Source organism: Aeromonas sp. PI_26, assembly GCF_027854445.1.
Lineage (GTDB): Bacteria > Pseudomonadota > Gammaproteobacteria > Enterobacterales > Aeromonadaceae > Aeromonas > Aeromonas veronii.
Genome location: NZ_JAJNOE010000020.1, coordinates 67,474 through 79,227 on the forward strand (window position 1 = coordinate 67,474; position 11,754 = coordinate 79,227).

Sequence of the window (11,754 nt, forward strand, 5' to 3'; positions counted from 1 at the left end):
ACTCTGCATTAATATGAGCATTTGATATTGACTTAACAAGTGAATGAATCCACCACCTTAATTAATTTATTAATCCTTCCAAAAAGCATTCGTTCCACTCGGCAAAGAGTGTTAAACAAAAATATATCAATTAGCTTTCACCAAACACTATTTATCAGGAACAGTGCTATTCAATATTTTTTACATTAGTCACTAAAGGTGATCCTGCCAAACGACTGATAATGCTTGATGAAATCACGCAATGGCTTCGGCTTACCATAAAAATAACCTTGGTGAAGCACAATACCTTTGCTGGCAAGGAAGCTAGCCTGTTCCGCTGTCTCTACACCTTCAGCGATCATCTCGTAACCAGATTCAATACCAAACGCAATGATCGACTCCAGCACTCCCGCTTTGAAATCAGCAGTACCGATGGTATCGATGAACATCTTGTCAATCTTGATGCTTCTGATGCCAAGCAGTTGTAAATAGGCCACACCACCATAACCGGTACCGAAATCATCCAGTTTAAATTCAAAACCTTGCTTGTGTAATGCTTTTATTTTAACTGCAGCATCTTCTACATCTTTGATCGGATGACGCTCGGTAATTTCAAGAGTTATCCGACTAGCCTGTTCAGGGCTAATACCAGATAGTAGCTCCAACAAATGATCAGCATCGAAATGTTTAGCGCTGATATTGATACTCAACCATATATCGTCAGGCAAACGTTGAATATCAGCGAGTACTTTGTCGAACAGCACCTGAGTGACAGGCATGATCAGGCCACTGTCCTCTGCGCAACAGATAAACTGATCGGGAGAAATCCATTCACCACTTTCTTGCCAACGGATCAATACTTCTGCCCCAACTACTTTATTCTTAGCAACATCGATAATTGGCTGATAATAGGGGATGAAATCTTTATTCTGTATGGCACTTTTGATTTTTGCGGTCAAGGTAGTACGCCTCATATAGATCGATAAAAAAGCCCCCCCCCCTGACACAACTAAAATCAAAAGAATAAGCCCCCCCTTTTTATACAACTCTTGATAGGCTGATTGTTGTAATCTGTCACCCGCAAAAACAGTAATATCAAGCTCACTATTGGCCGCTTTAAATGTATGCTTGTGTAAATTTTCATCGTGTTTAATGTTGGGTTCACCAATCTCCAACGCGACCTGATCGGCGAATGAAAACTCGATATAAAAGCAATCTTCACATGCCTGATCCAGCAACCGATAAAAACTTTCTGAACTGAGCACTACAAACAACACCGCCTGGTCATGACGATAGGTAATGACTAACTTCTGCAGTGAGTCATGAAAGTCACCCACTCTAAAAAAGAAGGTGTTGCGCAAACCAGCAGAACGATCAGCCAAGTCTTGTAACGGAAAGGTGAATCGCTGCCCCAAACTGGAACATGTCTTACCTTCTGCAGTCGTCACGCCGGTTAATAAAATATAGCGACTCTTATATCTTGGTAGTTGCAACAGTCGGCGATCGTTTTCCGAACAGCTAAATGCCAATGACTCAAACAAGCCTTGCATAACCTGCTGGATCTCACGCTCTCTGATACTTTGGTGCTCAACGATATAGTCAAGCTGCTTCTCAAATTGCCACTTAAAAATCCATTCCGGCAAGAACCGCATCCCGACCAGAATCATGAACGCCAATGTGACAAGCAATGAAATCGCAAACCTTGCCCGCTTTAGGCTGGTCATAACAAGACTCTCATCTATAAGGCTATTGGCAGGTTGCAGAATGAAGGACAGGGATGCCCAATCGCTCTATCATTCTGATGTTATCTGAAATGATCTTTTCATTACTGGGTCCGCCATCTGATGATTTTATAATTGATATAGACAAGCGCAGCTGAAAACAAAATGGCATCAGATATGCGTAAAAATCAGGCACTTTTAGCAAGTCTGCTGATGCCTTGATGTTGATCACCTGATCCCGAAAAAACTCAGGATGTTGTTGATGACGCTTTTGCTGCACCTCCAGCGACCGACAAATTTTATCTAACTGGTTTAAAATCGACATTGACATATTACCACCATCCTAATTTTCCAATTCTTTTGGCTGAATATATTTGATATATTGGGGCTCTTGCTAAAACCCAGTCACGATCTGCTGCTGGAATATGCTTGGCAACATGAATATGACGAGATTTCAAGAAGTGCCCAGGCTGAAATGATTCAAATGGCTGATTATTGAAGTCTGTCACTCTATAAACGAATATAACGACATTATCACCGGAACGACCATACACTCCGTTATAGGTGATGTAACGTCCTGACTGCTTATGCTTTTCTACAGCCTTGAGCATGCCATGGCTACATGTCATATAGCGGTCTATTGTGTCATCGCTTGCCTGAAGCTGAAAATCACAACCCGCACCATTAATAAAAGGATGGATAGCGTAAAGTGATACCCACAACAGGCTAGTGTACTTGATGAACTTCAATACTTTCGAGCTTGTTATTATAGCCATAATAAAAATTACCTGTGCGATCACCAATCAACTCAACAACTCGTGTATGCTTATATCCTGGTAACTCAAAAACACCGCATACATTCGCCTCTGCAATGGTGAGACAAGACATTTCAGCCCTGGCAACATAGACGACATATGCCAATCCGACGACGATAATAAAATAAAAATAAATAATATATTTTTTAACACTGCTCAACGACAGCGGCCGTTTCACTCTTGTTTCAGCACTGGTACTTCGCGATGCGGCTAACACAACTTTTTCATCGCGTGATGGCTCGGTACTGTTCGACGCCCATTCAGGAGCAGCAGGCACTGACGGTAAGGCATTGGGGTCACCTTGCATATCAGCGTCATCCTCACTGGTAGGAGGGTGCTCTACAGCGGCAACGACTGGCTCATCTGATGTAACCGTCATCTGCGTTGCTGCAACATTGGCTGCTACTACAGCCGTATCCTGTCCCGCCACATCTTCGACCGGCTTGGCCAGCGGCTCCATTTCAGCACCAAGGATCGGGTCGCCATTGATAATCGAGATAGGGGTATCGGCGGAATTATGCAGAATATAACCACGCCGATAGACAGTCTCGATTAACACTTCATGCTCGATGTGCTTGATTGCTTTTCTGATCTGCTTAATGGCAGCAGTCAATGAATTTGGGGCGACGACCTTATTTGGCCAACCAATATCAAGCAGTTTGTCTTTTGTGAGCAACTCACCAGCATGCACAATTAATGCAGACAATACCAAGGTTTCACTTTTGCCAAGACGCGCAACTAGCTCACCATTATATTTTACGCTGCCAGTTTCAGCACATAACACCAGCATGATATACACACCTTGTTCTCGTTAGACATATTGACTGGCTATGCAGATTGATAATTTACCGTGGCAGTCAGGGCATGATCACGATATGACTCTCGTAATTTTTTGCGATTACTCAGCAATTGCAAAATATGACGTTGCTGTGCTAACAACACATCTTGTTTACTCGAGACCTGAAGATAAAGGTGATTGACCATGTAGTCCAAATCAGAACTCAATTGCTGCAGCAATGATAACTCATAACGAAAGTGAGCGTCTTTTAATTGTATTTGCCGATCATCGAGTGCATCAAAAAAATCAGCATCGTTGTTTTCAGCTGCCAGCTTTGGAGAACAATAAATATGATAGTGGTTACTTGTCTGAATCAAATCGTTTAGACGCTGCTGCAGATCATTACTCAATGATATCATTTGTTGAGTAAACTCAACTAACTCAGGTTGTTGATGATGCATGGTAAAGTGCTCTGTTAGCATAGTCTCAACGACCGCAAGCTCCGGTATCGCCTCTGGATAGATTGCAGGTCTGTTGCGATAAAAACAAAAAATGAAATAGTTAGCGCCTCCCCAAAAAAGTATGAGGAAGAACAATTGCAAGGTCACATGAATAAGCTGGACTTGCAGATCCGGGGTGGTCGCCAAAAGTAACATATTGCGAGATATCACAAACACCAAGTACAGTAAAAGTATTGATGCGATAATTGAGATGAATAGTGACCACGACGGCTCATTCGCCAGACGCTTGACTCTTACCCATTCAGGCAGGCGACCGCCAAACATAGAATATGCCCTCTTATTTTCACATAGCGTTTAAAGTATGGTGTTTACAATATGATGGTCAGGCTTGACGCAGTGCAAAACAGCAATACGTTAAGCCCGCGATTAAAAACTGCAGGCAAGATAACCAAACAACCTGAAACAGGCGTGAATGAATGATGATTTGTTGATGATAAAAAAGTGAAATAATGAAAGTCATTGTAAAACAACAAGATAAGATCAAGCGTCTGCGAGGGGATGCGTTACCCAGTTTATAACGACATCATGTTCTTTTTGCCATCAGCTGCAACTTGCTTTTATGTCTATACATATCTGCATCAGCATCTCGCAATAGCCAGTCAAGATTGGGGGCATCGTTGCCATGATAACAGGTCAGGCCTGCGGAAAATTCTAGATGATAAGGCAAGCCAGACTGCTGATTGAATTGCGTCACCCGGCTCCTGAATCTTGTCAATAACGCGAGCCCATGATGGGGTTTGGCACGGGGTAAAAACAGGACAAACTCATCCCCACCAAAACGAGACGTGATATCCGTCTGGCGAAACCCTTTTTTGATCAGCTCAGAAAAATAGACCAATGCCCGGTCACCCTCACCATGGCCATAGCGATCATTGATTTTTTTAAAGCCATTGAGATCCATAAACACCACTAAGCACGCTTGCCTGGCATGGTAGTGTTGTAATAATTGCTGATTAACCCGTTGTATAAATGCTTCACGGTTGAGCAAGGAGGTTAAATGATCCAAGGTTGCTTGCGCGGCACACTGCAACTCGCTTTCTATCACCTGTTTGGCATCTTCTAGCCATCGTTGATGGCTTGCATCGAACATAACCGGGTCTTTGCCAACAACATAGAGACAACCCAGCGAATTTTGCTGGCTATCAACAAGTGGTAGGGCAATAAATGCGCGCCAATCTACCGCCTTACTTGCAGATGACAGTGCGCCAAACCCGGTATGCTGTCGCATGTCTGGCAGCAGGAGGGTTGAGTTAATGTCTATTTTTTCATGACAATCAACCAAGCCGTCAAGTGATGCCAGCTCATCATTAACAGTAATATCCTGGTGCTGACCTCGGCCAAGATATAAACGCACCATTGCCGATGACATACCCAGCAGGTGACAGGCAAAGGTTACTATTTTTTCGATTCGAAAAGTCACTGCAGAATTTATCATCACACTACTGCCCATGGCATAATTCTGACCATCCCTTTTTACCCAATTCCAACAATGCTCTTTTTCATCTTGAGTCGATAAATGATATCCGCTCTGGCAATATCTGACATGAGGAATAACTGAATCAGCCATGATATAAAGATGAAACTAACCAGTCAGTTATTTCATACTTATCCATTCTGAATATTTTTCATATTTCTTTGTCACCGTTATGCTATGGCGTGGCCTTGATTGGCTGATCTTGATGCTGTTCTGCCCTGCTCTGCATACAGCGGGCAAGATAGGCTTCTTGCTTGCTGGCCATAATGGCCGCAGTGTCATCGATGACCGAGACAGGATTGGCAAAGCTGTCGACGGCATGCACGGTATCGAGTTTATAACCGTGCAAACGCCCCGTGACAGGAATTCTGAATTCCTGTTTTTGTCCCGCTTTAATTACGCCAAATGAGGACAACACTGGCTGTTGGGGGTAACAGGCTTTGCTGAGCGGGGTGATCACCACAAAGCCCTGATAGATATCTTGATCCCCTTTGTTCTCCAGGGTCCCCCCGACAAAGAACTGGCCATTGGCACCCGCCCCCATATGAAACAGCACATGCAGTACCGGTTCGGCAAATACGGTTGGGGTCACCATTAGCCCCAATAACAGCCATCGTTGAATGATACGCGGCATTGAATATTTCATACTGCTATCTCCCCAATTCATGATTTCAGGTTTCAGGTTTCAGGTTTGATAATGGCGGTGCACTGACCGGGGGTGCCACAAACCACTGCTGCCAACGGGTGGTCTGGCGGGAAATTTGTGAAATCCGGGCGGCAAGCAGGGCCAAAGCCCCGTGTGATAGCCACTTTAATTGCCAACAGAGCGTCAACAATGCCTGAATGATTTCCATTGAGGCTCGCACATCGGCCAAATAAGCTATCGCTCGCTTTCGGGCTTGCTCACAGCTTTTATCTACCTGGTTGGCCCTGACGACGCTACGCAAACTCTGGGTGAGTTCAGTTAATATCTGCTCCCCCGTGGTATAGCGCACCCCTTTGGGCAGGTGTTGATGCAACGGCCAATAAAGTCCGTACAATGCCACAATATCGGCATAGACCTTGGGATGTTTAAATTCACTGCGCATGGACGTTATCACCGAATTATCGTTAACACGTGAACTACTGGCTGCGGCAAAGCAGTGCGGCAGCAGCGTACAAAAATCAATTGCCCTGCTCGAACTGGCCAGCAGCTGTCAGCAATTGGCCACAGATATCCTGCAACAACGTTATCAGCCGCTGGCCCACACCCGCTTTGCGGTGAGCGAGCCCAAACTGCGGGAGATTTTTGCCCCGGCCTTTGCCGATCGCATTGTGCAGCAGTGGTTGGTCAACCATATCGAGCCGACCCTTGAAAAGCGCTTTATCGACGACACCTACGCCTGTCGCAAGGGCAAAGGGGCGCTCGCCGCCATTGAAAAAGTGCAGCGCCATATGCGCCAACCGCATCACCACTATTTTTTACAGCTGGATATTCACAGCTATTTCAACAGCATTCCCCGCGAGGGGCTGGCAACATGCTGGCACACCATCTTGCACCACACCCCGCTATCCGCAGTGCGGCGCGAACTACTCCGGCAGGTTGGCGCCAAGATATTTTTGTATGATGCCAGCCGCCACCCTTACACCGTCAGCGGTGCCCGGGCACTGCTCAAACATATTCCGCCACACAAACAGCTGTGCTTTCGCGGGGCCACCCACGGCATTCCCATCGGCAGTTTGACCAGCCAGATGCTGGCCAACTTTTACCTGCACCCTCTGGATCTGTTTATCAAGCACGAGCTCAAGGTCAAAGGTTATGTGCGCTATATGGATGACCTGATGCTGATGGCCGCGCCCCCGACCCAGCTCAACCAGTGGCGCTCGGCGATTAAAGCCTTTCTTGCCAACGAACTGGGGTTGCTGCTACACCCGAGCAAACAACAGTTGCAGCCGGTGTCACAAGGAGCCCGTTATCTGGGCTACCGGGTGTTTGCCCATCACTGCTGGTTATTGCCGCGCACCTGCAACACTTTCAAACAACGGTTGGCGTGGTTTAACCAACTGTTGCAACCCAGCGATGCACGGGTGACAGCCCCGCAGCGGGGCTTGTGGTCACGACCCGAGATGCGCGCCCCACCCTCGACCTGACGCTGCTGCGCAATATGCTGGGCACTATTAACAGCTACTATGGCTTGCTGCAGCACGGCCAGCACTGGCGGCTGCGCCAGCAGCTCTATCACCAGCATTTTGGGCTGCTGAAGGGCTTTTTTATTCCTGCCAATGCGGGCTATACCCATATCAAACTCAAAAAATGCTTTTTGCCACCCAAGCACTAGTGCAAGTACGCGCGATAGCCACTCATCCCTGGCAGGCCCACAGCCAACAAGAATGGGCCTGCGTGGTGCATCCGCCACTGGGGCGCGGGGTGGCAATGCCTTGCCACAAGCTGGTCAGCCGGGGCGTAAACCTTAACGAACACAGGTCACCTGGTTGGTGTTGGTGTCGTTGTTACTGTTGGCGTTGCCGTTGTTCATGTTGACGTTCCAGTGGTTGCCACTGGTGTTCGGCTCACTGGTCCAGTAGTTGTTGTTACTCCCGCCGCAGCGACCGCCGTTCAGGGGCCACCGTCGCCAACAATCCTCTCTAGCTGCTTGCATTCCCACTGTTTATCGTTGTTCGCCTCGCGACGTAAACGCCCTGCAACGTACTCAAGGGGCAAGCTGACCATGGCATTACAATAGCCAAGGCCGAGCTGGCGGCATCGAGCACGTGGGGAAAGCCGGTTACGCTTCAGGGCCTTGTTGACCAGCCGTAGCCAGCCAACCCTGTTGGCACCGCCATTGGCGGTTAGCGTCCCTCCCGGACTGACCAGATAACCCCTCCCCTCAAGAAGGGTTATCTGGTCAGTCCGCCATTGCGGCGTCTCTTTCAAGGGGCGCGGGCGACAACAACGAAGGGGTGGCCGCTGGCTGTAATTGCCGTTGCCACTGGTGCAACCACTGCAACGCCTGTAGCGGGGTGATATCGGCCAGCGGCAGTGCACGCAGTTGCTGCAACACCTGGTTGCCGGTATCGCATGCCGCCTCGGCCGTCTCAACTGCGGGTACGGTTGAGGCACTCGCAGGCTTGGGCGATGTGCGAATGGGCGGGGCGGCATGGGCGGCGCACCAGGCCAACAGGGCCGGGATATCGAGCGGGGTCGGCAAGGCTAGCCACACGCCCCACGGGTAGTGGGTTATCATCCATTGCTCTTCGGCTTGGTGCGCCAACCAGGCGTCAAACAGCCCTTTGGGTACCCCGCCATAATAGATTTGCTGGCCCGCCAGCTTTTTGACGGCGCGGGTGCACACCTTTATCGGCTTGACCTGCTGGCAATACCAAGCCAGTTGCCCCTGATAGAAGCGCACAAACATCCCCTCGACAAAACAGGCGATGCCCTCGGGGCGTTCGGCCCACTGCAACCGTTGCTCAATGTTCATTATGTTCCTTATCGATTCTATTTGGCCGATTGATACGGCCACCGGATAATTGTTTGACCGCGTTGGCGCGGCCTGAAGTCGGCGGATTTATCACGCCGATGGCGCGACCGCCCTACGGGCGGGTTAAAAAAGCTGGCGCTTGCGCGCCAGCAACCACGCGAAAAACAACAAAGCAAAAAACAAAAAAACAAAGGTTAAAGGCTAAAACCTAAAGGCTAAAGACCCTTAACGAACACACGTCACCTGGCGGTCGAAGGTGTCGAGGCCGCCGTAGGCGGTGCCGATGTCCATGCGGACGACCCAGTGGTAGCCACTGCTATGAGCCTCGCTGGTCCAGTAGATGAAGTAACTCCCGCCGCAGCGACCGCCGTTCAGGGGCCAGCCGTATATCTCTGCCATCTCGTAGTTAGCACCACCCGAGGTATAAGTGTTAAAGACAGTTTGCAGTTGGGCACGTGTGGGCAATTGCATGCCCTTGGCCTCACAAAATTTCTTTGCATCGTCCCAATTGCGAGTAGTGGTATCAGGAAAAGTAAAATCGGGTATGGTTGCTAAAGCAACGCTAACAGGCGCACTGGTTTTGGCTGTGCCGAGTTTAGGGTCACCGGTGTGGGATTGCGCGGTAACCTCTGCCGCGACTTGAAAATCACCACAGGCATTGCCCACACCAGTATTGATATTGAGCACCGGGGTATATTGCTTGGCGGTTTGCCCAGCCACTTCTATGCCGTTATATAACCATTTGATGGTCGATGCGTCGGCATCGCCATCAATATCCTGGTAGTCGTAAGTGACATTCAGCGTATCCCCCAGAACGGGGGCTGTTTTATCTAATAAAATATTATCCACTGTGGGTTTATGGCCAATAACAGCCGGTGTCAGTGAGCTGGGGCTGGCAATGGCAGAACTGCCAATTACCACCGCTGTTACCAACAGTGGATAGTGTAATTTGAAATTTGACTTGTACATGCTATTTGTTTTAACTCCTGAATTATTCTTTAACATATTGAGCTGATGCTGCATGATGTCTGATGCATCAATGGTATTTAACCTGATGTTTAAATAAGTAGGCTCAGCGATTTTCCCCTCATATTACTTAACCTGTCACATATGGTTTTGGTGGCATTGCTTGCTATATAACCAGAGAACACCGATAACGCCCACCCCTGTTATTGGGTGAAAAGGGGTCTGCGTTATCGGGCTCAACACTGAGCCCGTTAGATAGACCGGCGGCGGGCCGCCGGTCTATGTTTTGCAGTTGGTTTATTTCACCGTGGCTTCTACCGCAATTTGCAGACCCTGGTGGTCAGTGTGCGGCATATAGGTATTACCGGTTTGACCGGTGATATCGCTGAAGGTCACGGCATCCTGGGTGCTCTTCCACTGCAGGTCGTAGATACCGGTGTTACAGGTGGTGAAGTCTGCCTCTGGCGCACCGACAGCCTTACACTCGGCGGTCATCAAGTCGATGCCTACCACCGGGCGACCAGCAAAGTCTGGACCGTTGAGTGGCTCGCTACCACTGGCGTTATGGGTAATACGCACATTGACATCCAGCGGATTCACCACTTCGCCACCGGTACCACCTCCGGTCAGACCCGCACTGGTAACAGTTTCGGTATTACCTGTGGTACCGGCACCGTTTTTGGCTTGAACGGAGAGTTCAATCACTTTGCCGATATCGGCAACGGTGAGGGTGTAATCATCAACCACTTGCGAAGTAGCAACAGAGGCACCGCCCGCTACGGTGGTTTGGGTGTCATCCCCCACATGACCCCACTGATAAGTTGACTGGTCGTTGATATCGCCACCATTCGGATTAAACACATAGGTCGCGCTGAGGTTTTGGTTCAGCTGCAGGGTGCCGGCCATAGCCAGGGCCGAGATACTTGGGGTGGCTGTAGGATCGACACTAATGGTGCCGAAATCAATGACAAGCTCATCGCCAACCTTGGGATCACCATTTGAGGTTTCTGGGATAATGACCAAGGTCAGACGCTTGTTTAGATCCCCAGTGGCGCCCAAGTTAATGTCATACTGCAGGCCAGTAACGGCGGTCGCTACACCATCTAATTTCCACACATAGTTGCGGGGCGCTTCGGTATCACCATCCACGTCGGTAAAGGCAAAATCCCCTTCAGCGACGGCAATGGTGTCACCCAATTTAATCGCCCCCGGCAGGGTGCCGTTATAGGCCAGCACCGGCTTATGACCGACCACTTTAGGGGTGGGCGATGACATTGCTGCATGGGCGGCGCTGACAACCAGAGAAGAAGAAATAAGTACAGCCAACAGATTCTTATTAAAGTTCATTTATATTTCCTTGTTACATCAAAATTATATTTTTGGCCTCAGCAATAAGGCCGAAAATAATTACTTCATCAGGGTTTTAAGATTGCTTCGACAGTCACTTCCTGGCCCTGCTCTGCCGAGCCTGGGGTATAAGTCACCATGGTTGCACCTATTACAGGCATGCCATCGGCATACCACTGCAGGTCGAAACGACCGTCACAGGTGGCATAGGCTGGCTCACCCGCCACTTGGCATTCCGCTGCCATCACATCGGTGTTAGCCACAGGGCGGCCATTGGCACCAGCGCCGTTCAATGCCTCAGTCGCGGTCGAGGTAAAGATGACGCGCACTTTGATGTCTGCCGGGTCGATAACGGTATCGCCCTTGCCATCGCCGTCAGTGTCAGTACCACCCGTGGTGTCACTACCGCCACCGCCAGTACCACCATTGCTGTCAGAGGCATTGCCAGCCGCATCCACGGTCACGGTGTTACCGGTGACTGCCAGACCGTTCTTGGCCTGCACCGACACTTCCTTCACTTCACCCACATCAGCTGTGGTCAGCATCACTGCCGGTACCACGCCACTGGTGACCACGGCTTGACCTGCCGGCACTGCAGCCGCTGTCTCACCCTGGTTACCCCAGGCATAAGTAGAGTTGTCGTTGGTATCACCGCCGTTCGCGTTGAAGGCGTAAGTCGCGGTCAGGTTCTG

15 protein-coding genes are annotated in these 11,754 nt (G+C 49.2%); 2 read left to right on the forward strand and 13 right to left on the reverse strand.

What is annotated here, in order from left to right; translation table 11 throughout:
• Positions 1–185: 185 nt before the first annotated feature.
• The 8 genes from LRL22_RS18150 to LRL22_RS18185 all read right to left on the reverse strand — a co-directional run bounded on the left by LRL22_RS18150 (position 186) and on the right by LRL22_RS18185 (position 6,376).
• On the reverse strand, positions 186–1,703 hold the full coding sequence (locus tag LRL22_RS18150; RefSeq protein WP_270906029.1) for an EAL domain-containing protein: 1,518 nt from the start codon (positions 1,701–1,703) through the stop codon (positions 186–188).
• A gap of 22 nt (positions 1,704–1,725) precedes the next feature.
• Entirely contained in the window at positions 1,726–2,031 is a 306-nt protein-coding gene (locus LRL22_RS18155) for a hypothetical protein (RefSeq protein WP_270906030.1), read from the reverse strand.
• 1 nt (position 2,032) lies between these two features.
• The gene (locus LRL22_RS18160) at positions 2,033–2,449 is read right to left on the reverse strand and encodes a hypothetical protein (RefSeq protein WP_270906031.1); all 417 of its coding nucleotides are present in this window, start codon (positions 2,447–2,449) and stop codon (positions 2,033–2,035) included.
• Positions 2,427–3,305 carry a winged helix-turn-helix domain-containing protein gene (locus tag LRL22_RS18165; RefSeq protein ID WP_270906032.1) on the reverse strand — a complete coding sequence of 293 codons (879 nt, stop codon included), beginning with the start codon at positions 3,303–3,305 and terminating at the stop codon, positions 2,427–2,429. The genes LRL22_RS18160 and LRL22_RS18165 overlap by 23 nt, the downstream gene beginning before the upstream one ends.
• A gap of 38 nt (positions 3,306–3,343) precedes the next feature.
• Complete coding sequence (locus tag LRL22_RS18170; RefSeq protein WP_270906033.1) at positions 3,344–4,078, reverse strand: hypothetical protein; 735 nt, start codon at positions 4,076–4,078, stop codon at positions 3,344–3,346.
• A 259-nt stretch (positions 4,079–4,337) separates the two neighbouring features.
• Entirely contained in the window at positions 4,338–5,381 is a 1,044-nt protein-coding gene (locus LRL22_RS18175) for a sensor domain-containing diguanylate cyclase (RefSeq protein WP_270906034.1), read from the reverse strand.
• 82 nt (positions 5,382–5,463) lie between these two features.
• Positions 5,464–5,934 (reverse strand): hypothetical protein, encoded by a 471-nt coding sequence (locus LRL22_RS18180; RefSeq protein WP_270906035.1) that lies wholly within the window; start codon positions 5,932–5,934, stop codon positions 5,464–5,466.
• Positions 5,935–5,959: 25 nt separating this feature from the next.
• Positions 5,960–6,376: a four helix bundle protein gene (locus LRL22_RS18185; RefSeq protein ID WP_270906036.1), complete on the reverse strand. Its 417-nt coding sequence runs from the start codon at positions 6,374–6,376 to the stop codon at positions 5,960–5,962.
• Between LRL22_RS18185 and LRL22_RS18190 the strand changes: the two genes are divergently transcribed.
• Together LRL22_RS18190 and LRL22_RS18195 are read left to right on the forward strand one after the other, a co-directional pair.
• Entirely contained in the window at positions 6,375–7,418 is a 1,044-nt protein-coding gene (locus LRL22_RS18190; protein ID WP_270906037.1) for a reverse transcriptase/maturase family protein, read from the forward strand. The genes LRL22_RS18185 and LRL22_RS18190 overlap by 2 nt on opposite strands.
• Complete coding sequence (locus LRL22_RS18195; protein ID WP_270906038.1) at positions 7,379–7,606, forward strand: hypothetical protein; 228 nt, start codon at positions 7,379–7,381, stop codon at positions 7,604–7,606. The genes LRL22_RS18190 and LRL22_RS18195 overlap by 40 nt, the downstream gene beginning before the upstream one ends.
• Before the next feature lie 132 nt (positions 7,607–7,738).
• On the opposite strand, the gene LRL22_RS18200 is transcribed toward LRL22_RS18195, so the two are convergent.
• The 5 genes from LRL22_RS18200 to LRL22_RS18220 form a co-directional block, all read right to left on the reverse strand.
• Positions 7,739–7,927: a hypothetical protein gene (locus LRL22_RS18200; protein WP_270906039.1), complete on the reverse strand. Its 189-nt coding sequence runs from the start codon at positions 7,925–7,927 to the stop codon at positions 7,739–7,741.
• Between the two features lie 246 nt (positions 7,928–8,173).
• Complete coding sequence (locus LRL22_RS18205; RefSeq protein ID WP_270906040.1) at positions 8,174–8,749, reverse strand: hypothetical protein; 576 nt, start codon at positions 8,747–8,749, stop codon at positions 8,174–8,176.
• Positions 8,750–8,974: 225 nt separating this feature from the next.
• Positions 8,975–9,772: a hypothetical protein gene (locus tag LRL22_RS18210; RefSeq protein ID WP_270906041.1), complete on the reverse strand. Its 798-nt coding sequence runs from the start codon at positions 9,770–9,772 to the stop codon at positions 8,975–8,977.
• A 240-nt stretch (positions 9,773–10,012) separates the two neighbouring features.
• Positions 10,013–11,062, reverse strand: coding sequence for a hypothetical protein (locus LRL22_RS18215; protein WP_270906042.1), 1,050 nt, complete (start codon positions 11,060–11,062; stop codon positions 10,013–10,015).
• A 68-nt stretch (positions 11,063–11,130) separates the two neighbouring features.
• Positions 11,131–11,754, reverse strand: a 624-nt coding sequence (locus LRL22_RS18220; protein ID WP_270906043.1) for a hypothetical protein, incomplete at its 5' end; no start/stop codon positions are given.